Here is a 23,072-nt window from a genome sequence, read left to right on the forward strand (position 1 = left end):
GAAAAATTCGACCTCTTCACAGCCTCCGAATCCGCACTCACACACCCAGAAGGCACTTTCACAGCTTTTTCCCGACACTTTACGAATTCGTTTGTCTGCATTGCCCCTCCTTGCGTAACTTGGTTGCGCCAAATCATTTCATCTCTCAAAACGAGGACAATCACCCATGCCGACATTTACTCGCTTTTTATTCGTCTTCCTTTTCTGTGCCTGTTTCGGCCACGTTTTTTCCCAAAACCTTTCCATCGCCTACCAAAACCCAAGCAGCTTGCATGTCTGCGGCACCGACTCGCTGAAAGTGACGCTGCAAAACACCTCCACCGCTCCGCTGACGGGGCTGCTCGTCACCCTTACCTTGCCCAATGGCATCGAATACTTGCCCGGCTCAGCCAGTGGCGCATCGGAATCCGACCTCTCAAACCTTGGCGCGCCCAAACTCGCCACCACGGATTTGAACGTCGGCGCGTCGCTCAGTTTCACCGTGACGATAAAAGCCAGCTGTAGCCTAATCGGCACCATCAATAGCGGGGGGCAATTTGCCAACACCATCGCTGTCACTTACGCAGGGGGAAGCCAACAGCTGACCACCGACTTTTATGCGGTGGAGACAGGCCTGCTTTTCATCACCTCCATCAACCCCGTGTCACAATCGGGACAGGCAGGCAATGTGCTGACCCGAACGGTGTCGGTGCGCAACACCCGGCAAGGAGCCATTCGCTCTTTGCGATTTGTTGACCAACATCAGGGCGGCATGGACATTACGTTGGCGGGCATCGGCGGACAAAACGCGCCCAATCTGTTTCAAGCCACCGTGCCGGGTTCGTATTTTACCGCCTTCGGCGATGGCGACGATTTGTTTGAGTTCAACGAAACCATCACTTTCACGGAACTCATCACCTTAAAGGACTGCGGCGTGCCAGAGAAAATCTCGAAATCCACGATTACGTTGGATTGGGGCTGCGACGGCACTTCCTGTCAGGCAGACTCCACGACGGCGGAAGTAAAATTCTTGCCGTCCAACCAAAACCCACTGTTGTTGTTCGTGCCGAACTATGGGCCGCCTTTGAGTAACTGCGGCGATATCTTCTCGGTGCAAGAATTCCTCATCATCAACGTCGGAAACGCAATCGCCGAAGATATCAATCTGGACATCAACACGATGGACAGTGTCCGACTGGGCATCGTGCCCGGCACGTTTGAGTGGAACGACGGCGGCGGCTGGCAACCCGTCGCGGCGAACAACACCGTCAGCACGATGCTCGCCAATTGCGACATTGACACCATGCAACGCTACGCGGCCATCACCCTGCCATCCATCCTGCCGGGCGACACGCTTCGGGTGCGATTCGAGACGGCTTTTTGTCAGTATGTCTGCTTCACGGAGATACCCGGGCTGCAATGCGCCTATTCTTACAAAAGGGTCTGCCCGGTGGGCCAATTGTCCACTGGCTCTTTTGGCATTTTCCCCGACCAAGAGGCACTCAACTTGGAATCCCGAATCTATTTCGACATCGGCGTTTGTTTGGAAAACGACCAAGCCTATGAGTTTGACTACTGGGTAAAATCGAACCAACTGCTCAACTTCACGGGTTTCTTGCGTGTGCAGCTGGCCCTGCCGTGGGGATTGTTTTGGGAACCTTCGTGCGTCCCGATACTTGATGGGCAAATGCCGATGGCGATGACGATTGACACGTTTCCCAATACATTGACCACCGTCAATCTAACCTTTCAACTGCCCATGTCGCAGGATTCGGTGTTCGGCAAAATCTGCCTGCGCAACTTCTGCTTAGACCCCACCGCTTACGAATCCTCCCTACCCTCCACACCCAACAGCGGGAGCGATTTTACCATTTATCCCACTAAGGAAGGCTGCCTGCCTTGCGTGCAAAAAGTGAACGCCGTCACCTTCCTAACCACTTCTCCAAACGCGAACGCGAACTGCGGCATATCGGTCTGCGACGAATACCCCCTGATATTGAACTGTGGCTGCGAAGACCCCAGATGCGTGGGCGGCGGCATGAGCGAAAACTACTTTCCAACGGAATTTGACTCTTGGCGCATAAACAAAGGACTTCAAGACGACAACGACGACCGCAAGGCCGACAACCTGAACACGGCCAATTCCCCGCTCATCCGCCTCGACCGTTTTTTGCCGGGCGACACGATGCGCACCGTCACGCGCGGCGTGGTCGTGGGGGCCAGCATCTCCGCGGTTTCTTTCAGGCTATTCAACGAAGTGTGGCAAAGCGACTTTGGCCTCGACGGCGGCGATGGATTCGACATTTTGGCCGCCAAAAACAACATGACAAGTGCCGACGCGCTGAGTTACCTCAATGGCTCGCTAGTGCTAAAAATCACCTCCACTGGCCAACAATATACCTGCCCCATCGAGCAAGCCGCTGTGATTTCAGACCGCCACTACGTCAAGATAGCGGAACCCAACATCCGACCCGAACAGGTGTACGACGAACTGACAAGCATGTTCCATGAATTCGTCATTGACTTGCCGCTGCTCGCCGCAACGGGGTGCATCCCCCAAAACCTGTTACTTCATTCGGGCGATTCATTGATTCTTACCAACGACTTCAAGGTGGCGACCAATTTCACGCCACCAGCCTCCAACGACCCGCCACTTGTCAACTTCCGAAACACCATCTGCGGGATTCGGAACCTCATCGCTTGGAAACTGGACGGGTGTTTCCCCCCTCTGTTGCGCCAATACTCGGGTTATATCGAACGGTTCATTGCACCCATCCACAAAATAGAAGCCTGCGGCACGTCGTCCGAGCTGTCGCCTTTTCGCTACTCCATCCGCATCGCTCGCGCCAATTTGTTCCCTTATGAGGTGCGCCGCCTATCCTCCATTCTCGATTTTCAGCACAGCCTGCCTTCCAGCGTTTCGCTTTTGGAGGCGAGGCTCAACTTTTTCAATATGCAGGAAGGCATATCGCTTTTCGGCAATCAGTCGTTGCCGCCAAGCATCGCCAACAACATCCTGAGCCTCAATTTTCAGCCCTTTTTCGCGGAGCCGATAGACGAAGGCTTTGCGTTGGAGTCGAGCCTGTTGTTCAGGCAAAACTGCAAATTCGATAGCGATTTGTTCGCGCTGACACGCCTCACCACGCGCTATTTCAGCAACGGCTTCCACTGGCCCGACCCTTTCACAGGGGAAATCGGCAATCCATTTGCCTACCTCAGCGGCCAACCCAAACTTAACCTCACGCCAGCAGCCAACATCGTCACCACGCCCGGCGATGTGCTCAACCTAAGTTTAAAGTTGAACAACGGCTCCCCCAATGCTTCCCACAACACTTGGCTGCGCTTTGAGACATCGGGCGACTTGACGGGCCTTGAACTTGTGCTCCTGCCGCAACAACAAATCATACCGTCCATCGGAGGAGTGTTCCAAGTGGGCGAACTATTGCCCTTTGGCGAACTCAATTTCCAGCTCAGAGGCCAACTCAAAATCTGCGAGCCAGTCATCGCTACCATACGGTACGGGTGGGATTGCGCTCCCGTGACCAGCCCCTTTGCCGCCCCTTGCGGTACTGCAGAAAAAATAGTGGAGATACGCCCACTGTTCCCCGAGCTCGAACTCGTGGTGTTGGCACAGCCCACCGACGTGCCAATGTGCGCCCCTTCCAACATTTTTGAATTTGAAATTTACAACGCCAACGAAGGCATCGCATTTGGTGTGCTTGGCTCCGTGAAACTGCCAGCCGGCCTCAGCGTGGTGCCCAACTCCTCGCGGCTCTCCTACCCTGCCGGCAGCCCTTTTGCCAATCTCGACGACCCCGTCGCGCTCCCCGGCAATGTGTGGCAATGGACACCCGACGATGCCTCTCCCAACCTTGCCGCGAGTGGGTTGCAAAGCATTGACGATGAACCCAACAATGCGCTACGCATCCGTTTTCGGGTACAGGCCGAGTGTGGTTTCGTCGCCAACACGCGCCCCGTCTATGGTGCCGATGGCGCCCTGTCGTGCGGTGCCACGTCGAATCTGCTGCGCAAGCCAGGCGCCCCCATCCAACTGGAAGGCTACGGCCCTTCCTACGACTTGACGGCCACCCTTCAATATGCCACCGTGCAAGACGGCACAGCATGTGGCGAAAACTCCACCCTATCGGCCACCCTCGTGCTGGACGGCAAACCCAACCCGGGCGACAGTATCTATGTCGTGCTTCCGGCAGGGGTTTCCTTTTTGAGTGGCTCATACTTGCCGGGGCAAAACGCGCCCGCCGGGCCGCCACAGGTGGTTGGCAACGTGCTTCGATTGCCCTTCCCCGCCAATTTGCCCGACAACGCGACGGTAAAATTCACTTTCGCCATTCGCTACGACGATGCTGCCGGATGCGCCGACCAAGCTGTGCTGCTGCAAGCCCGCGAGCGCATCTCGGTCTTCTGTCCGCTTATCAATCAGAACTGCGCGGTGTATATCGCCACAGGCGAGTCGTTGCTTTTTTTGAAAGCGAAAAACCCCGATTTGTTGTTGCAAAACATCGAAACAACGCTCAATGGCAACACCTTCTCCTTCGAGGCCAACCTGCTCAACGAGGGCGGCGGCGCGGCTTTCAATCCCGTCGTCCAATTGTACCTCGACCAAAACGGAAATGGTCAAATAGACTCGAACGAGCCGTTGGTCGCCACCATCTCGCCCAATGCGAGCCTTGCGCCCGGCGCTTCCATGCCCATCGCGAGCTCCTTGAACCTGCCCTCTTCCGCGCTGTGCAGGCTGCTTGCTTTCATCCCGGCGGCAGCCAACTGCGCCTGTGCCGACAAGACCATCCCGCTGAACGCCATGCCCGTCGTGCGCTCGCCCGTCCGATTTTGCGAGGTCGTCACGGCACCTATTGGCGTGGACAGCGTGAGTGGCAATACCTACACTTGGCTCACGCCAAGCAACATCTCCTGCTCCAACTGCGCCCGAACAGTGTTCGCGCCCGGCCCCGACGTGCAGCCCGGCGAGGTGGTGACGCTTGTTTTGGAGGAAAAAACGCCGAACTGTACGGTGGAATACCGATTTGAACTGGAATTTGGCGGCGAACTGAACTGGGATGCCCCCGACCAGACCATTTGTCAAGGAGAAACCGTGAAACTCGAACCCGCGCCGGGCGGCACCTACCAATGGAGCGGCCCGGGGCTGTCAAATCCGACGGCCCCTGTCCAAATCATTCAGCCCAACCAAAGCGCAACGTATAGCGTGACCATCACCTTCAATGGCGGCTGCACGGGTTCGGGCCAAGTCAACGTCACCGTTTTTAAAAAAGACAGCCTCGACCTCGGCAGTTTGGTCACTTGCCTAGGCAGCCCGGTGAACGTGTTCGGCGCCTTGACCGACCAACCGGGTTTTTACAAACAGGAATTGAAAAACACCAATGGCTGCGACAGTGTCTCTTATCTGCGGCTGGTTGTGTATCCGAACGAGACTTTTGACAATCGCCTGATTTGCAAAGGCGACTCGGTGGTCGTGCTGGATTCCCTGTTCACCACGAGCGGGCAGGTTTGCCGAAGTTATACCACTTCGATAGGCTGCGATAGCACCCACTGCGTCGCGGTGGAGGTATTGCCCGAAATCGAACTACCGACCGTACAGGATTCATTCGTCATCAGTGCGGGAGAGGCGGTAGAGTTGCAAGCACCCACGGGGTTTGTCTCTTACACTTGGACCCCATCGGCGGGGCTGAGCTGTGCCGATTGTCCCGCCCCTTTGGCAAAACCCGATACTTCCACCATTTATCTGCTCACGCTGGCTGACCCAAACGGCTGTTCGGTGAGCGTGACATATCGGGTGCTATTTTGCGATTTTGAGAAATTGGTGATTCCGACGGCTTTCACCCCTAATGGCGACGGGGTGAACGATGTGTTCCGCATCGTGCCAATGGAAAATCTCGCCGACGTGCGCACGCTAACGGTGTATGACCGTTGGGGGCAAAAAGTATGGGAAGGCTCCGGCATCAACGCCGAGTGGGACGGCACCATCAACGGCAAGCCCGCTCCCTCCGACGTGTATGCGTGGCTGCTCACGGGGGGCTGCGATGGCGAATCGAGGCAGCGAAAAGGGGATGTGGGATTGCTGCGTTGAGCATGTGGGAATTTGAGGTTTAGGATAGGTTGCGCTGATTGTGTGTGCTTATTCAGGCGGTGATTTGAAATCACCACCTCGATAAGTGCTTGAAGACCACCGGCTAAAAAGGCTCAAGCCCCCACTCACACAAACTAATTTTGCCGATGTGCTTATGCGCGTGTTGTTTAGTGTGCTTAGTTTTACCGGGTGAAATACCTGCCCAATCGCGCAAGGCATTTGCTTCCCAATTGTGTGTTCGTGGCGTTGCTGGCGACACTCAGCCTTTTCTTTTATCATAAAACCATCACTTTCTGGCCCTCGCACATTCACGCTTGGACGCAGGGCGACCGCTACGCGCTGGCAATCAAATTCGCCGAAACGGGGCTTAATCTTTTCAAGCCGCGCACGTTCAATTTGCAAACGAAGGATGGCATCACCGCGGTGGATATGCCTCTGCACGACTACCTCGTGGGCGTGTTGATGTATCTGTCGGGAAGCAAAAAACCCGCGCTGTTTCGGGTTTACGCGCTGCTGTTTTCCATATTGGGCTGCTGGTATTTGTACCGAACGACGCGCGAGGCGAGCCACTCGCACTTCAAAGGATATGTCGCCGCGCTGTTTGTTTTCACCTGCCCTATCATCACTTACTATCAAGCAGGCTTCATTCCCTCAGCCACGAGTTTCGCCGCAGTCATGATAGCCTACTATTTTTATTTCAAATACCTCAGAGCGCGACAAGCCAGCGATTTTTATTGGGCAATAGGGTGGCTGACGGTGGCGGCGCTCTCGCGTTCGCCTTTCAATATCTACCTGTTCGCGGTATTGCTCCAACAAGGTGTGCGGTGGTTTCAAGACAGAAAAATAGTGCGGACGGAAGCCATCGCGTTCGGAATGGCATACATGGCGCTGGTGGCTGCCAATCTTTACAAGTGGTGGTTGGCGCGTGTGTATGGCTCGCAGTTTTTGGGGAAGCTGCTCCCGGCGAGTGATTGGGCAGAACTTCAGGGCATCATCGGCTCGCTCGCCGAACGGTGGACGTTCCAACTATTTGGGATAGGCCACTATGCGCTGTTGGCAATAGCGACGTTCTTTTTGGTTTGGGAACTTGGCAAGCGCCACGCGGAACGGTTGACACGGCACATATTGTTGCAAAGTGGCCTCGCCTTGGCAGGAGGCACGCTATATCTCGTCCTGATGGCTCGGCAATACGTTGACCACGAGTACTATTTTATGGACAGCCTTTATCCTGGCGTGGTGTTGTGGCTGGTAGCGGGCTTGCTCTGTGTGCCCTTTGAGCGAGTGTCGTCGCGGATATTGTTTGGCGCAACGGCTGCGCTGTGCCTTGGGTGGGGAATACTCGAATCGAAACAAGTGCAACAAATGAAATACGCCGATTCTCCCGCCAATTGGGGCGAAACGACGCGAAAAAACTTCATCGGTGCCGAGCAGTTGCTCGATTCGCTCGGCATCGCCCGGGATGCCCGGCTTTTGGTGATGGATGCACACTCCACCAACATCCCGCTCATTCATTTGAACAGAATGGGGCACACCCTGCTTGCCACCAGACCGGAGGACATAGAGAAGGCGCTGCGACTGGATTTTGATTTCATCGTGATTCAGGACATTTTTCTCCCCTCTGAACTCATTTCAAGTTATCCCCCGCTGTTGCATCAACTCGAACGGGTGGGGGGCAACGGGCGCATTTCTATTTTCCGATACAACCCACAGGGAGAGGGAGGCAGCCTGAAAAAAATACTCGACATTCACCATTTTCTTTTGGAAAGCACGCTCGATTTTGAGCCGGGCGGCCAATCCCCCGGGTGGAACACAAGCGTGCCAACGGAACCGGAGGGCGACAATGTGGTGGGGAGGCTTAAGAGCGACATCGAATTTGGCCCCGGCTTTTCCTATTCACGGGAGCCACTCGCCGTGCGGCGACTTTTGTTTGAAGCAAAATTATCGACCGCCAAAAAAGGAGAAAGGATGTTTCTTGTCGCCACGCTGGAAGGTGGGGGAAAGGTCTCTTTTTATGCGAGCCACACCATCATTCTGGAAAAACCAGACCAATGGACACCCTATCAGGCAATGTTTGAATTTCCAACAAACGCGCCGCCGGGGCAGGAACTGAAATGTTACCTCTGGAACCCCGACGGCGCGGATGTCAGGCTTGACGACTTGAAGGTGACGCTACTCTGATTGGGCGGCACAACGAAATCAAGCCCCACAAGCAACCGTTCGTTGGCAAAGCGCTTATTGCCGACGTTCGTATTGGCAGCAGCCGTGCAGGTTTTCATACACCTCATCGCTTGCCCGCTCTTTATCGGTGTCGTGACCGACCGCCGCCACAGCCTTGTGCAACTGGCGCGGTGTCACTTTGCTCGGCTCAAAAACGACGGTAAGCATCTGAGTAGCCTCATCCCAATCGGCCAAAGACACGCCCTCCACTTTTGCGGCCTTCTCGATGCGTTTTTTGCACATGCCACAGTTGCCATACACTTTGAATTTGGTGGTCATGGTAGCCACAGGGGCTTGAGTTTGATTTTCGGCAGGCACTTGACTTTGAATGCCTTGAAGGTTGAAGAGGAAGAAAATGCTGAACAAAATTCCGTATTTCATGCTGTAAAATGTTTGTGTTGTGGTTAAGTGAGAGAATGTCTCACAAGTAATAGTGGTTGACAGGATTAACAAGATTTACAGGATTTGCATCCTTATTTTTGGAAAAAACCTGTAAATCTTGTTAATCCTGTCGAAATTTGAACTTGTGAGACATCCTGTTTTCACAGCCCGTTCGGGGCGAAACGCACGCCCAAATACCCTACTTGCCCCATAATCGGGGCGAAGACCTGTGAGCCATTGAAATAGGGGCTGTTGGGTTCGTTGGCGGCGATGATGGCGTGGTGCTGTTGGAAGCCGTTGAGATTCTCCCCGCCGACGTAGAATTCGATTTTTTTCCCAAATCGCCGGGTCACTTGCAGGTTCCAAATCGCGTAGGTCGGACTGCTCTCCGGGAAATCGTGGGTGTATTGGTGCGGGATGAGCGAATTGTCGGGCAAACGTTGTGGCCCTACTATCTGCACCCGGGTGTTGAACATCCACAATTTGTTGGGAGTGGTGTAGTCCAACGTGACCATACCGCGATGCTTTGCCACCAAGGGCAGGGTGCGCAAGACTCCGTCGGAGAACGTCGCTTCCACCTGATTCCATTTATAGGCCAATTTCACATCCAGCCCTTTAAGAGGCGTGTATTGCAACATAGCCAGCAAGCTATTGGAAAATGAAGCCCCATCCACGTTGTAGAAAAAAACCTCGGTAGGCGATTGGTCCACATCCACCAGAATTTGCCGCACAAAATCCGTGCGATACAGGTCGAGGCTAAAGCTCGCGTCGCGGCGAGCCACCGTGAAGTTCTGCGTAAAATTCAGTCCATAGTTCCAAGCCTCTTCCAAGCCCCAGTTTTGCAGGCTCACACCGTTGGGCGGCATGAATGTGAGGGTGCGGTTGCTGGCTAGCAGGCTGATGTTCTCGGCCATGAGGTTGGCCGACCGAAACCCTCGCCCAGCCGAAAGGCGAAGGACGCTGTTGTGCGAGAAATTGTACTTGGCGCTAAGACGAGGCGTGAACAGCAACTGGTCGAAGCGCGTGTTCCAATCAGCCCGAGCGCCCAACACGATGACCAAGTCGGGCATTTCGAGCGTCAGGTTCGGACGGCTGTAGGCGTACTCCACCATAGCGCCGGGCACTGCTTCGCGGCGAGCGAGGTCGCCCTCGTTCACCGTTTCCCGAATATCGTCGTATTGGAAGGAAGGCGCGACCGTGATTTGGTGGTCGGTAGTGCTGATGATGGTCTGATAGAGTGTCTGCCAGTAGAATGCTTGTTGGGAGGCCTCATACCTGTTAGGGCCATAAACGGCACTGGTGCGATGCCATGAGGCTGACACCATGTTCCCGAGCTGGTTGTAGGGCTTGCCGCCAATGCCTTCATAGCCCATCTTGCCCCATACTTCCACGCGGTCATTGTTTTGGTCAATAGAAAACAAGCCCGGTATGCCTTCGATGGGTCTGATTTGGCCGCCTTGCCGTCGGTCGGTCAACGCATGCACGTTGAATTGAGCACACATAGCAGGGCTTTCGTAGAACAAGCGATAGAGACCATTCAATTGCCGGCGACTCGGCGCGTCGTAAAAGTTATCGTCGTTCATGTCCCAACGATTTTCCACAAAATTGCCGTGCAACAATAGCCCATTGGAGACTCGGCCTTTGCCTTTGCTGTTAAGGTGCACGTTCAGCTCGCCACGCCCTTCGGTGGACGTGAAGGCGTTGACAAAAACAGGATAGTCCAAATGTGGCTTTACCAGTTCGGCGTTGATTTGGCCCGTCATGCCCGCATTGCCATTTTTGACCGTGCTTGCCCCTTTGGCCAACTGGATGCCATGGAGCCAAGTGCCGGGCAAGTACTCAAAAGCAAAAGGGGTGGCGATGCCCCCCATAGTGGGGCGATTTTCGACCATGAACTGGCTGTACACCCCGCGCAGGCCAAGCATCTGAATCTCTTTCACGCCCGTGAGGGCATTGGAATACACCACGTCCACCGTGCCATTGGTCTCGAAGCTTTCGGAAAGATTGCAGCACGGCGCCTTGCGCAACTCATGGCTGTTGATGCTCTCCACGTTGCGCGTTTCGAGGGTGGACACTTTGTTGTCGAAACTATGTGCTGCCACCGTCACCGTCTGCAATTGCTCCACGCCACTTATTTCAATCCACAAATTATTCTCGGAAGGCAGCACCTGCACCTCCGCAGGTGTGTGACCCACATATTGAACCACGAGCGTAGCCGTCCCTCTGCGAGCAGGCAACACAAACCGCCCTTCCGCGTCGGTCACCGCGCCCACCTTTGTGTCCTTCCAAAAAACGGAGGCACCCACGAGCAATTCCTCGCGGTCGTTGGTGACGATGCCCTTCAGTTGAGCATTGGTATTTTGCGATAGTAAAAATTGAATGCCGAAAAACAGCCCTGTTAACAAGGCAGATATTTTTTTCATTGTCAGTGTGTTGAAGCGCGGCATTGCTGGCCGCTGATGACAAAATATCGGGGCAAGGACGAACCTGCCCTCATCACAAAAAGAAGTTGGCGCAGGACAAGGAATCGCCGCGCTACGACACACTGACTAACAGCGAAAAGTTTGATGGCGCACGCATATCTCGCGCCCAGAGGGAGAGGGAGGAGGAGACTTGTTGATATGCACCGCCTCGCAAACAACAGGACGGAAGAATCGCTTGAAAAGCGGCATCTGCTCCATCCACAAGGGGCAATCAAAGGATTTGTCGAAAGGCTTGTCCACCAAAAATTCGGTTTTCATCTGAAAAACCTTGGTGGATTTCTCCATGCAACCGTCATGTTCCGCTGAGCAACCATCGTTTTCCTTGCAGCAAGAGGTGGCTGGCCGAGATGTGGGCTTGGGGCAGCAATCGGGCACTTGTGCCCGTTCTTTAGCGACGCAAGCATCTTCAGCCACAAAAAGAGAAACCGTCGTGACACCCATGCAGTAGCAATAAATCTGCTGCACGCTCACCCCCATCGTAGCGGTGAGCAGTGCGGCCATCCAAAGCCAAGCGAACGATTTTTTTGTGCGAAGAGACATTATACCCAATGGCGCATCTTAGATGAGCGCTTTGCCAAAAACGTGCTGCAAAAATAATTTTCAATTTTTGAAACGGCAAAACGAGTGTCGAGGTTTGGCAAGTGTTTGCAAAAAAGAAATGCCGAACTGGGAAGAAAACAGGCACGGACGGGAGTTTTGGGGAGGGTTGAGAATCTTCTTGAAAGCCTGCTTGGAGGGTGTTAGTGTGTTGTTTGACTTTAATTTTATTTCAAGATTTGCTCAACCCTGACGTTTTTGAAGCAAAAATTGCCAAAAAACGGTCAAATCAAAATGAATTTCTAAAAGCCTTTGTTGGAAATTGTAAACCCTACACTACTTTTACCGCCACGAAAAACCTCCATTCGGCGGAAGAACAAATTTTCCATCTCTGACATTTTTTTGTTGGCCACACACCAATTTTTCCGGCACCTGCATCTAAGTCAAGCAGAGTGGCCGAAGCAAAGAAGAAGTGTGTGGCGGTGAGTGGAAAAATTTGTTGTCTCTGTGTGGTGGAGATTCAGTCAAACAAAATCATTCATCAACTTAAATTTAAACGCAGCATGACAGCAGCAAAAACCACTCAAGCGAAACAACAGCAAAAAGGCGGTATCAACGCGATTTTCCCTTTGATTGCTATTCCCCTTTGTTTTGTGGCCTCCGTATTGGTGTACAAGTATGTATTCGGCGCGCCGCACCACTTCGTTGACAATGACCCAGCCAACGACCCGCTACCGGGCGACTACTTCGGCACGATTTACAAAGGCGGTTGGGTAGTGCCCATCCTGTTAGGTCAATTTTTTGTCGTCGTCGTGTTCGTGATTGAGCGATTCATCTCGCTTGGCTCGGCATCCGGCAAAGGCAAAGCAGATGTGTTTGTGCGCAGCATCAAAGGCTTCCTCGACAGGGGCGACATCAGTGGCGCTATCGCCGCTTGCGACAAACAGCAGGGTTCTGTGGCCAACGTAGTGCGTGCAGGTCTGACGAAATATGCTGAAATGGAAAAAGTGACCGGCATGGAAAAAGACCAAAAAGTATTGGCTATTCAAAAAGAGGTGGAAGAAGCCACTTCGCTGGAGTTGCCGATGTTGGAGAAAAACCTCAACATCTTGGCCACGCTGGCATCGGTCGCCACCCTTATCGGTCTGTTCGGAACAGTGCTTGGTATGATTCGCGCGTTCGCCGCCCTTGCCACCGCAGGCGCGCCCGACGCATCAGCCCTCGCAGTAGGTATCTCCGAAGCCCTTATCAACACAGCATTGGGTATCGGTACTTCCGCATTGGCCATCATTTTTTACAACTATTTCACTGGCCGCATTGACAACATGACTTACAGCATTGACGAAGCAGGATTCAGCCTTGCCCAAACCTTTGCTGCCAAAAATCACTAATTCATTGAGATATGCCAAAACATAAGCCTAAACGCGGCAATCCGACCATTGACATGACCGCCATGTGCGACGTGTCGTTTCTCCTGCTCACATTCTTCATGCTCACCGCGAAGATGAAGCCCGCAGAAACAGTCGTCATTGACACGCCCTCCTCCATTTCGGAGACGAAGCTGCCCGACGTTGGTACTTTCACCATTATGGTTGCACCCGACGGCAGAACTTTCGTTGACATGGCTGGTCAGCATACACGCAAGCTCTTGATTGACAACCTGAACGAGCGGCACAGAATGGGACTGACGGAAGAAGAGAAACTCAAGTTCTCCATCTCTGGCAGCTTTGGCGTGCCCTTCAATCGGCTCAAACAGTGGATAAATTTGGACAACGCCTCGCGCGATAAAATCTCGACGGGCATTCCCATTGATACGCTGGATGTCAACAAAAGCGAGCTGGCCGAATGGATTCACAATGCCCGCCTTGCTCAGTTTCAGATGAAGCAAGAAGGCAAGGTGAAAGACGAGTACGTCATGGTGCTGAAAGCGGACAAAGAAACGCCCTACCCGGCCGTGCAGAAAGTCATCAACACCCTCGTTGACATCAACGTCAACAAATTCAATCTTATCACCAACATGGAGGCTGACCCAAACAAGATGGAAGCCAAAAAGTAAGGTGATATCATTTATTTCATCACTAAAAAAGCAACAGCACTATGGCTGAAATGCAAGTTGCCGACAAAGGCGGCAAGAAAGGTGGGAAAAAACGCGCCAAGAAGATGTCAACCCGTGTTGACCTGACCCCCATGGTGGACTTGGCCTTTTTGCTTATCACCTTTTTCATGCTGACCACCACGTTGGCCAAACCGCAAATAATGGCTTTGGTGATGCCCGAGAAGGATGTCAAAAAGGAAGATGTCGAGCCAGTGAAAGAGTCGAAAGTGCTCACGCTCCTATTGGGCGCCAATGACAAGGTATATTGGTACGAAGGCATTACCGACGCAAAACTTGATTCTACCGGCTACGGTGCCGAGGGTTTGCGCAAAGTCATTTTGGATAAAATGGAAAAAGTGAGGCAACAATTCGGGATGGAAGATTACGAAGATTTCAAAACGAAAGAGCCTCGCAAAGGCTCTTTCCTGAACGTCATCATCAAACCAACCGAGGAAGCCCGCTACAAAAATCTGGTGGACGCGCTCGACGAAATGGCCATCTGCAAAGTAAGATACTATGTGATTCTTGATGTCTCCGACCTCGAAAAGGACTTTATCAAGAACCCCGCAGCAGGCCTCAAGTTCGACGTGGAAGAGCAAATACAAGCCGCCACGGGTGGCAAATAAGCGCACCCACCGTCCACCGAATCCAACCGTTTGCAACGTCAAACAATTTTAACAACTTAAAATTCAAGAACAATGGCAGAAGAAAAAGGCGCAGTATATCAGGACGTGCTGGACATCCTCTTCGCCGACCGCAACAAGGCTTACGGGGCTTATCAGCTCCGACGCGCTTACCCCAAATACTTGGGGCGCGCGCTTGTCGCAGGTTTGCTCCTGCTCGGGTTTGCTTTCGCCTTACCGGCCATTTTGAGCGCCGTGCGAAATCTCGCCCCAGCGGAAAAACCCATAGATGTCATAGCAGAACTTGGCCCGCCGCCGGATATTGACCCAAACAATCCGCCGCCGCCGCCGCCGCCGCCGCCGCCCACACCGCCGCCGCCCACTCGCTCGACGGTGAAGTTCGTGCCACCCGTCATCAAAAAAGACGAAGAGGTACAGGATGAAAAACCGCCGGCAGTCGAGGAACTCCTCGAGAAAAAAGAGGACATCGGTACCGAGACCAAAAAAGGCACGGACGACGCACCTCCTTCCATCGAGACCAATCCGTCGGAACTCAAGGTGGTAGAAGAGCCTAAAAAGGTGGAGGACAAAACTTATGAGATGTTCGACATCCAAAAGCCGCCAAGCTTCCCCGGCGGCGAAAAGGAACTGCTCAAATACTTGAGCGAAAACATCAAGTACCCGCCGCTAGCCCGCGAAAACAACATTCAAGGCACGGTGGCACTCACTTTCGTGGTCGGCAGAAACGGCCAAGTCAGCGATGTCCAAATCGTCAAAGACATCGGCGGTGGATGCGGCAAGGAAGCTGTGCGCGTCGTAGAGTCCATGCCTAAATGGATTCCCGGCGAAGCGAATGGCAACCCAGTAAAAGTGCGTTTCACCTTGCCAGTGCGCTTCCGATTGGAGTAGTCAAAAGTGCCAACAAGCAAACATGGGTCGCGTGCCAAGGTCGGCCAGCGATTTATGTTCCGACAAAAATGAAAAGCGGCATCGCCTCAGTCAGAGCGATGCCGCTTTCTTTTGTTTGTATACCTCGCGCCGCCAAGTTTTGGGCATAGATGCAATCGCAATCTGCTCAAAATCAGGGGCATCAATCATGTTCATCTGACAAATCCTAGCGAATCAAGGTATATCAACCTCAACTCAACGGTTCATTGATTCCAAAAACTCCTCGTTGCTGCTTGAGTGCATCATCTGTTTCTTCATAAACTCCATAGCCTCTTCTGGTTTCATGTCCGCAAGGTGATTGCGAAGGATGAACATCCGTTGCAACGTATCCTTGTCAAGCAGCAATTCTTCGCGGCGCGTGCTGGACTTGGTAAGGTCAATGCTCGGATAGAGGCGACGATTGGCCAAGTTGCGGTCGAGTTGCAGTTCCATGTTGCCCGTACCCTTGAACTCTTCAAAGATAACTTGGTCCATTTTGGAGCCCGTGTCAATCAAGGCCGTCGCCAAAATGGTGAGCGAGCCACCATTCTCAATAGCCCGTGCGGCGCCAAAAAACTTCTTGGGTTTTTGCAAGGCAGTCGCCTCCACGCCACCTGAAAGCACCTTGCCCGATGCCGGGGCAACGGTGTTGTAAGCACGAGCCATGCGGGTGATGGAGTCGAGCAGTATGACCACATGGTGCCCACATTCCACCATGCGCTTTGATTTTTCCAGCACAATGTTGGCGAGGCGGACGTGGTTTTCGGCCAACTCGTCGAAGGTGGAGGCCACCACTTCAGCTTTCACGCTGCGACGCATATCCGTCACCTCTTCGGGGCGCTCGTCAATCAGCAAGACGATGACGTAACACTCAGGGTGATTCCTCGTGATAGCGTTGGCGATGTCTTTCAGAAGAAAAGTCTTACCCGTTTTGGGCTGTGCCACTATGAGGCCCCGCTGCCCCTTTCCAATAGGTGTGAAGAGGTCAATGATGCGGTTGCCGAAATCGCGCCCGGTGGTGCTGGTAAGCAAGTTGAATTTGGCCGTGGGAAACAAAGGCGTGAGGTAGTCGAACGGAACGCGGTCGCGCACGTCTTTGGGGTCGAGGCCATTGATTTTGCTCACTCGTAGCAAGGCAAAATACTTTTCGCCCTCTTTCGGCGGGCGGATGGCTCCCCGTACCGTGTCGCCCGTGCGCAAACCAAACAACTTGATTTGGGAAGGGGACACATAGATGTCGTCAGGGCTGGTTTGGTAATTGTAATCGGGTGAACGCAAGAAACCATATCCATCGGGCATCATCTCCAAGGTGCCTAACCCCTCTATGATGCCATCCAACTCCACATCGAACTTTTCGCGATGTACCACTGGCGGCATCACCTCGGCGGGTTCTGGTTCGGGGCGCTGCTGAATGGTGCGTGCCTCGTTCATCTCACCGGGAGGCGTTGTTTTGCGAGCTATCACCATTTCATCCTCCTCGTCTTCCCCCACTTGTGTCACGAATTCTTCTTCCTCCATGTTGTTGAGGCGAGCGGCATCGGGGTCATACAGATTGGGGTTGCCGGGGCGTTGTTCGCGGCCGCGGTTGTCACGATTGCGGCGGTCGTCCCAATCCCGGCGCGGGTCGGAGCGGCGTTCGGAGCGTTCTGGAAGGCGGTCTTGCCGGCTCGCACGGTCACGGTCGTCGCGGTCGCGGAATCTGTCAGAGCGGCGGTCGTCCCAATCACGACGCATATCGCGGCGCGGGTCTTGCTGTTGAGTGTTCCGACTGGGCTGGTCGCGACGGAAATCGCGGTCGCGGCGGTCGGAGCTGCGCTGTTGTTGGCGCTCGTCCGGCTTGGGCTGCTCCGGCCTCTCGATACGGCTGTCGGGCTTGGCTGTTTCGGGGGTTGGGGTTTCGGCTTTCGGTTTCGCAGTTTCGGGCGTTGGCGCTTTCACGACTTTGCGTGCCCGGCGACCTGTCTGCGGGTTTGGCTCGTCCACGACGGGCACTTCCTTTGCCTGATTGTTTTTTTCAGCGAGCGCCTGTTCGTCGAGGATTTTGTAAATGAGTTCCTGTTTGGTTAGTTTGTTGTACCCCTTGATGCTCAGTTGCTGAGCGATTTCTTTGAGTTCGGGTACCAGCTTGTCTGTCAGCTGCAAAATGTCGTACATGGCAGGTGTGGGTGAAAATGTTTTTTAAAAAACGACGCGGCACAACGCAACAGAGGGCGTTCGGCGAATACGCGCCGGGGTGGGAAATTGTGCGTGAATGAAAAATTTGAATGAGTAAAACAATCTGAAAAGGCACCGACCGGAGGGACGGCTCACTATGCAAGACTTGATTTTCGGAAAGTCAGTTTGTGACCAGCGTGGTTATTTGAGTGTCGGCTCACGATTCGCTCACTATCTCCAAAAATGCCTCCAATCGGACGACTTCAAACTTTCGGAACTGTAAGGGAAACAATAGCGAAGATGGTCGGATGATTCAGACAGCGGCGAGCACCAAAACGGAACAGTACGCGGCAAAGATAAGCCTGTTTTGAAATTCAAACTATCTTGCGCCGCTTTTTTGCGCTTTTGGCGCGATTTTTTACAAAAAATAGCTGTGCTTATCGCTCACTCGCACAAACCTTTCCGGCAAAAAACAACCAGTAAACGAGGGAAGGGGAAATTTGTTGCAAAAACCCAACCTGTCACCACTACAACCCATTCCGACAAAAAATGCTTCAAGTAAAAGTCATCCGCGAAGAAAAACAACGCATCGTCAATGGCCTACGCAAACGCAACTGGTCGGCAAAACAACTCAAAGTCATTGACCACATTCTCCAAACCGACGACGAGCGCCGCGCCACCCAAAAAGAACTTGACGACACCTTGGCCGAAAGCAATCGCTTGGCCAAACAAATCGGCGCGCTTATGGGACAAGGCAAAAAAGACGAGGCCGAAACCATGAAAGCACAAGTGGCCACACTCAAAACCCGCAGCAAAGAACTCGAAGAACGCATGGACAACCTCAAAAACCAACTAGATGACATGCTTTACTCCGTGCCCAACTGTCCACACAAAAGTGTGCCAAAAGGCAAAACCCCTGACGACAACAAGGTGGCCAAAGATTGGGGCAAGCCCTTCCCCACCCTCTCCCCAGAGGCGCTACCGCACTGGGATTTAGCAAAAAAATACAACTTGTTCGACCTTGAGCTGGGTGTGAAACTCACAGGGGCAGGCTTCCCTGTCTATCGCGGTAAGGGAGCCAAATTGCAAAGGGCGCTGATTCAATTTTTTCTCGATGAAGCGACCAAAGCTGGCTACGAGGAGATTCTGCCGCCCCATCTGGTCAATGAAGACACCGCGCGCGGCACTGGCCAATTGCCCGACAAAGAGGCCCAAATGTATAAATGCGACCTTGACAACCTCTACCTCATCCCCACGGCTGAAGTGCCTGTGACGAACATCCTCCGCGATGAAATCGTCGCGGTGAAAGACTTGCCGCTAAAAATGTGCGCCTATACCCCTTGCTTCCGTCGGGAGGCCGGGTCTTATGGTGCCCATGTGCGCGGGCTGAACCGCGTGCATCAATTTGACAAAGTGGAAATCGTGCAAATAGAGCATCCCGACCGTTCTTACAAGACCCTGCAAGGCATGGTGCGCCACGTCGAGAAATTGATGAACAAACTCGAACTACCATACCGCATCCTGCTCCTCTGTGGCGGCGACATGGGCTTTGCCTCGGCCAAAACTTACGACTTTGAGGTGTGGTCGGCAGCCCAGCAACGCTGGCTTGAGGTCAGCTCTGTCTCCTGCTTCGAGACCTTCCAGAGCAATCGCATGAAACTCCGCTTCCGCGACGAAAACGGCAAAATCGAGCTGGCGCACACCCTCAACGGCTCGGCATTGGCTCTGGCACGCATCGTGGCGGCCATTCTGGAAAACAATCAAACACCGGAAGGCATCCGCATCCCAAAAGTGCTTTGGAAGTACACGGGGGTTAAGATGATTGTTTGAAGATTTGAGGGTTTGAGGTAATACAGAAAAACCGAGAGATTTCAGGGGAATTTCGGAAAATCAGGAAATCTTCAGAAAATCATGTCAAACCTTCCTGTATGTTTTTTTACACGGCAAACACTGCACTCAAAGGAGCGCAAGTTATTGAAGACCAAAACGCTGTGCCTCCGTGTCTCTGTGTTTTCTCGTTGCCGTGACACAGTTTTGCGAACACGCTCTCAAACCCTCAAACCAGCCCCCCCCAAACCTTCAAACCCTCAAACTTTTTCCCTCCAAATCGGTTTTGATGAAACTTGCCGCAAATGATTGCTCGTTCGTCGAACAATCGTTATTTTTGGGCGTTCAAAACGTTTAAAACCAAAATCGTTCACACAAAACCTCTCAGTTATGTTGATTCTCATAAGCATCGTTTTCATGGTCATCGGCTTCATCATTAGCGGTGTCCTGAAAAGCAAGTTCAAAAAATACAGCCAAGTGCCGCTTTCCAACGGCATGAGTGGTGCTCAAGTAGCGCAGGCCATGCTCAACCATTACGGCATCATGGACGTAAAAATCACCCATGTCGAAGGCCAGTTGACCGACCACTACAACCCTCAAAATAAGACCGTCAACCTCAGCGAAGATGTCTATCACGGTCGCTCGGTGGCTGCCGCAGCCGTAGCCGCGCACGAATGTGGCCACGCGGTGCAACACGCCACTGCTTACAGTTTCCTTCAAATGCGCTCCTCATTGGTGCCAGTGGTCAATATCGCCGCCAGTTTGCAGCAATACCTTTTCTTGCTCGGTTTTGCGGGGTTGGGCATTTTCCACAGCCCCATCCTGCTGATGATAGCCATCGCGGCTTTCGGCATCACGACGCTGTTTAGCCTCATCACCTTGCCAGTGGAGTTCGATGCCAGCAATCGGGCACTGACATGGCTCGACCAAACCGGCTTTGCACGCGGTCAGGAGTACGCGGGCGCGAAAGACGCGCTCACTTGGGCCGCCTTGACCTATGTATCCGCTGCTTTGGCCGCCTTGGTGCAATTGCTTTACTTGCTCTGGATGCTGTTTGGCAGCAGGGATTAAAGCACAACCATCTATCAAATATGTCCAAAATGGCTTGCCGCACGGAGCGGCAAGCCATTTTTTTTTGCCTGCGACTGACTGTGACTCGGCGGAAATCGGTGCATGATGACTTTCCCATGTGAGGTGACTTATCCAGCAGGGTAGCGCCGAAAGTTTTGCCTTTCATTTTGTACTCCAATCGTTGCCCCTCTTCTTTTGAGGAACTTTCATGACGTTCAAAATCAAACATGGGGCATCCCGAATTTTTGCCCCAGCGGGGCGGAATATGGGCAAAAACCTCCTTCATATTCAGCCCCGTTGGGGCAATTGGAAGACTTGATTTTTAGCAAAATAGTGAGCCAAAATCTGTTTTTCAAAATTCGGGATGACTCATGTTTGCTCAAAATCAACAAAAAGGCGACCTGTCACCAGGTCGCCCTATCATTAAAAACCATCCCCTTTTCAAAAATCAATGCAAATCGAAGCGGTCAAGGTTCATCACCTTATTCCAAGCCGCCACGAAGTCCTTGACGAATTTTTCGCCGGCATCAGCACTTGCGTACACCTCGGCCAACGCCCTCAGCTCCGAGTTTGACCCAAAAATCAGGTCCACCCGCGTGGCTTTCCACTTGGTGTTGCCCGTTTTGCGGTCGCGCCCTTCGTAATGGTACTTGCCTTCATCGGTGGCTTGCCACACCGTGCCCATATCAAGCAAGTTGACAAAGAAATCGTTGGTCAAAGCCTCTGGGCGATGCGTGAGCACGCCGTTTTCGCTGTTGTTGTAATTTGTTTTCAGCACGCGCAGGCCGCCGACGAGCACCGTCATTTCAGGTGCCGTCAGGGTGAGCAGTTGCGCCCTGTCCACGAGCAGATGTTCAGCTGGCACCGCCGTTCTTCCTTTCAGGTAGTTGCGGAAACCATCGGCATACGGCTCCATGACGGAGAACGATTCCACATCGGTCTGTTCCTGCGAAGCATCCATGCGCCCGGGCGCAAAGGGCACTTTGATGTCGTGGCCTGCGCTTTTTGCTGCTTTTTCGATAGCGGCGCAGCCTGCGAGCACGATGAGGTCGGCCAACGAAATCTTTTTGCCACCTGTTTGTGCGGCGTTGAAATCTTGCTGGATTTTTCCGAGTGCGTCGAGTACTTTCGACAGTTGAGTTGGGTTGTTGACCGCCCAGTAGCGTTGCGGTGCCAAGCGGATTCTGGCACCATTGGCGCCACCCCGTTTGTCGGAGTCGCGGTAGGTAGAGGCCGATGCCCAAGCGGTGGAGACCAGTTCAGCGACCGACAGCCCCGAAGCCAACACCCTTTGTTTGAGGGCATCAATGTCCGCCGCATCCACCAATTTGTGGTCAAGCGCAGGGATGGGGTCTTGCCAAATCAGGTTTTCTTTGGGCACTTCTTTGCCGATGTAACGGGCGATTGGCCCCATGTCGCGGTGGGTCAGTTTGAACCAAGCCCTTGCGAAAGCATCGGCGAACTCGTCGGGATGCTCGTAAAAGCGCCTCGAAATTTTTTCATAGATAGGGTCAAAGCGCAGCGAGAGGTCGGTGGTGAGCATGGTAGGCCGGTGCATTTTTGAGGGGATGTGCGCATCGGGAATCACCTCATCGGCATTTTTGGCCACCCAATGATAGGCACCTGCGGGACCTTTGGTCAGCTCCCATTCGTACTCGAACAGATGGCGGAAAAAGTCGTGGCTCCAGCGCTGCGGGGTCTTCGTCCATGTCACCTCAGGGCCGCCCGTGATGGTGTCGGCACCTTTCCCTGAGCCATATTTGCTTGTCCAGCCCAATCCTTGTTCTTCGATGGTGGCGGCTTCTGGCTCCGGGCCGACGAGACTTGGGTCGCCCGCGCCGTGCGATTTGCCGAAGGTGTGGCCACCAGCGATGAGCGCCACCGTCTCCTCGTCGTTCATGGCCATGCGACCAAAAGTCTCCCGGATATCCCTTGCCGCTGCGATGGGGTCGGGATTGCCGCCGGGGCCTTCGGGGTTGACGTAGATAAGCCCCATTTGCACCGCTGCGAGCGGGTTTTCGAGGTCGCGCTCGCCAGAGTAGCGATTTTTGTCGCCCAACCATTCGTTTTCAGCGCCCCAGTAAATGCTCTCATCAGGCTCCCACACGTCTTCGCGGCCTCCAGAAAAGCCGAAAGTTTTGAAGCCCATAGACTCCAAGGCCACATTGCCTGCCAGAATCATGAGGTCGGCCCAAGAGATTTTGCTGCCGTATTTTTGTTTGATAGGCCAAAGCAGGCGTCTTGCTTTGTCGAGGTTGGCGTTGTCGGGCCAGCTGTTGAGCGGAGCAAAGCGTTGAAGTCCCTTGCCCGCGCCTCCGCGCCCGTCGGCGGTACGGTAGGTGCCGGCAGCGTGCCAAGCCATGCGGATGAACAGGGGGCCGTAGTGACCGAAATCGGCTGGCCACCAATCCTGCGAGTCAGTCATGAGCGCGTGCAGGTCTTTTTTCAATGCTTCGTAGTCCAGCGACTTGAACGACTCACGGTAGTTGAAATCCTTGTCCATTGGGTCGGATAGGGATGAATTTTGCCGGAGGATGTTCAGATTCAAGCGATTGGGCCACCAATCACGGTTGTGTGTGCCTATGGATGCCTTTCCATTTTTGGAAGAAACGCCAGTGAAAGGGCATTTTGCAGCATCGTTTGTGGTGTTCGACATATCGTAAAGCTTTAGTTTT

Annotated in this window: 13 protein-coding genes; 8 read left to right on the plus strand and 5 right to left on the minus strand. The window is 53.5% G+C overall.

Going from position 1 to position 23,072, the window contains the following annotated elements:
* Window positions 1–166 precede the first annotated feature (166 nt).
* Both KIS77_15290 and KIS77_15295 read left to right on the plus strand, forming a co-directional pair.
* Entirely contained in the window at window positions 167–6,082 is a 5,916-nt protein-coding gene (locus KIS77_15290) for a gliding motility-associated C-terminal domain-containing protein (protein MCW5923708.1), read from the plus strand.
* A 219-nt stretch (window positions 6,083–6,301) separates the two neighbouring features.
* Window positions 6,302–8,260 carry a glycosyltransferase family 39 protein gene (locus KIS77_15295; GenBank protein ID MCW5923709.1) on the plus strand — a complete coding sequence of 653 codons (1,959 nt, stop codon included), beginning with the start codon at window positions 6,302–6,304 and terminating at the stop codon, window positions 8,258–8,260.
* Between the two features lie 54 nt (window positions 8,261–8,314).
* On the opposite strand, the gene KIS77_15300 is transcribed toward KIS77_15295, so the two are convergent.
* The 3 genes from KIS77_15300 to KIS77_15310 form a co-directional block, all read right to left on the minus strand.
* The gene (locus KIS77_15300) at window positions 8,315–8,680 is read right to left on the minus strand and encodes a heavy-metal-associated domain-containing protein (protein MCW5923710.1); all 366 of its coding nucleotides are present in this window, start codon (window positions 8,678–8,680) and stop codon (window positions 8,315–8,317) included.
* Between the two features lie 161 nt (window positions 8,681–8,841).
* Window positions 8,842–11,103 carry a TonB-dependent receptor gene (locus tag KIS77_15305; protein ID MCW5923711.1) on the minus strand — a complete coding sequence of 754 codons (2,262 nt, stop codon included), beginning with the start codon at window positions 11,101–11,103 and terminating at the stop codon, window positions 8,842–8,844.
* Window positions 11,104–11,229: 126 nt separating this feature from the next.
* Window positions 11,230–11,703, minus strand: coding sequence for a hypothetical protein (locus tag KIS77_15310; GenBank protein MCW5923712.1), 474 nt, complete (start codon window positions 11,701–11,703; stop codon window positions 11,230–11,232).
* Between the two features lie 560 nt (window positions 11,704–12,263).
* Here KIS77_15310 and KIS77_15315 point away from each other — a divergent pair.
* From KIS77_15315 to KIS77_15330, 4 genes are all read left to right on the plus strand, one after another.
* Complete coding sequence (locus tag KIS77_15315) at window positions 12,264–13,091, plus strand: MotA/TolQ/ExbB proton channel family protein (GenBank protein ID MCW5923713.1); 828 nt, start codon at window positions 12,264–12,266, stop codon at window positions 13,089–13,091.
* An 11-nt stretch (window positions 13,092–13,102) separates the two neighbouring features.
* The gene (locus tag KIS77_15320; GenBank protein MCW5923714.1) at window positions 13,103–13,756 is read left to right on the plus strand and encodes a biopolymer transporter ExbD; all 654 of its coding nucleotides are present in this window, start codon (window positions 13,103–13,105) and stop codon (window positions 13,754–13,756) included.
* Between the two features lie 41 nt (window positions 13,757–13,797).
* A complete protein-coding gene (locus tag KIS77_15325) occupies window positions 13,798–14,421 on the plus strand; it encodes a biopolymer transporter ExbD (protein ID MCW5923715.1) in 624 nt (207 codons plus the stop codon).
* A 72-nt stretch (window positions 14,422–14,493) separates the two neighbouring features.
* On the plus strand, window positions 14,494–15,327 hold the full coding sequence (locus KIS77_15330; GenBank protein MCW5923716.1) for a TonB family protein: 834 nt from the start codon (window positions 14,494–14,496) through the stop codon (window positions 15,325–15,327).
* A gap of 234 nt (window positions 15,328–15,561) precedes the next feature.
* Here KIS77_15330 and rho read toward each other — a convergent pair whose 3' ends face one another.
* Window positions 15,562–17,499, minus strand: coding sequence for a transcription termination factor Rho (gene rho, locus KIS77_15335; protein ID MCW5923717.1), 1,938 nt, complete (start codon window positions 17,497–17,499; stop codon window positions 15,562–15,564).
* A gap of 549 nt (window positions 17,500–18,048) precedes the next feature.
* On the opposite strand from rho, the gene serS reads away from it, so the two are divergent.
* Together serS and KIS77_15345 are read left to right on the plus strand one after the other, a co-directional pair.
* The gene (gene serS, locus KIS77_15340) at window positions 18,049–19,329 is read left to right on the plus strand and encodes a serine--tRNA ligase (GenBank protein ID MCW5923718.1); all 1,281 of its coding nucleotides are present in this window, start codon (window positions 18,049–18,051) and stop codon (window positions 19,327–19,329) included.
* 387 nt (window positions 19,330–19,716) lie between these two features.
* Window positions 19,717–20,397, plus strand: a complete 681-nt coding sequence (locus KIS77_15345) for a zinc metallopeptidase (protein ID MCW5923719.1) — start codon at window positions 19,717–19,719, stop codon at window positions 20,395–20,397.
* A 448-nt stretch (window positions 20,398–20,845) separates the two neighbouring features.
* Here KIS77_15345 and katG read toward each other — a convergent pair whose 3' ends face one another.
* Window positions 20,846–23,053, minus strand: a complete 2,208-nt coding sequence (gene katG, locus KIS77_15350) for a catalase/peroxidase HPI (protein MCW5923720.1) — start codon at window positions 23,051–23,053, stop codon at window positions 20,846–20,848.
* Between the last annotated feature and the right edge of the window lie 19 nt (window positions 23,054–23,072).

The organism is Saprospiraceae bacterium (genome assembly GCA_026129545.1).
Classification (GTDB): domain Bacteria; phylum Bacteroidota; class Bacteroidia; order Chitinophagales; family Saprospiraceae; genus M3007.

What these genes read in the sequence shown, in the direction of transcription:
- KIS77_15290 (MCW5923708.1), top strand. Translation starts at nt 167, where the DNA reads ATGCCGACATTTACTCGCTTTTTATTCGTCTTCCTTTTCTGTGCCTGT.
- KIS77_15300 (MCW5923710.1), bottom strand. Translation starts at nt 8,680, where the DNA reads ATGAAATACGGAATTTTGTTCAGCATTTTCTTCCTCTTCAACCTTCAA.
- KIS77_15305 (MCW5923711.1), bottom strand. Translation starts at nt 11,103, where the DNA reads ATGAAAAAAATATCTGCCTTGTTAACAGGGCTGTTTTTCGGCATTCAA.
- KIS77_15310 (MCW5923712.1), bottom strand. Translation starts at nt 11,703, where the DNA reads ATGTCTCTTCGCACAAAAAAATCGTTCGCTTGGCTTTGGATGGCCGCA.
- KIS77_15315 (MCW5923713.1), top strand. Translation starts at nt 12,264, where the DNA reads ATGACAGCAGCAAAAACCACTCAAGCGAAACAACAGCAAAAAGGCGGT.
- KIS77_15320 (MCW5923714.1), top strand. Translation starts at nt 13,103, where the DNA reads ATGCCAAAACATAAGCCTAAACGCGGCAATCCGACCATTGACATGACC.
- KIS77_15325 (MCW5923715.1), top strand. Translation starts at nt 13,798, where the DNA reads ATGGCTGAAATGCAAGTTGCCGACAAAGGCGGCAAGAAAGGTGGGAAA.
- KIS77_15330 (MCW5923716.1), top strand. Translation starts at nt 14,494, where the DNA reads ATGGCAGAAGAAAAAGGCGCAGTATATCAGGACGTGCTGGACATCCTC.
- rho (MCW5923717.1), bottom strand. Translation starts at nt 17,499, where the DNA reads ATGTACGACATTTTGCAGCTGACAGACAAGCTGGTACCCGAACTCAAA.
- serS (MCW5923718.1), top strand. Translation starts at nt 18,049, where the DNA reads ATGCTTCAAGTAAAAGTCATCCGCGAAGAAAAACAACGCATCGTCAAT.
- KIS77_15345 (MCW5923719.1), top strand. Translation starts at nt 19,717, where the DNA reads ATGTTGATTCTCATAAGCATCGTTTTCATGGTCATCGGCTTCATCATT.
- katG (MCW5923720.1), bottom strand. Translation starts at nt 23,053, where the DNA reads ATGTCGAACACCACAAACGATGCTGCAAAATGCCCTTTCACTGGCGTT.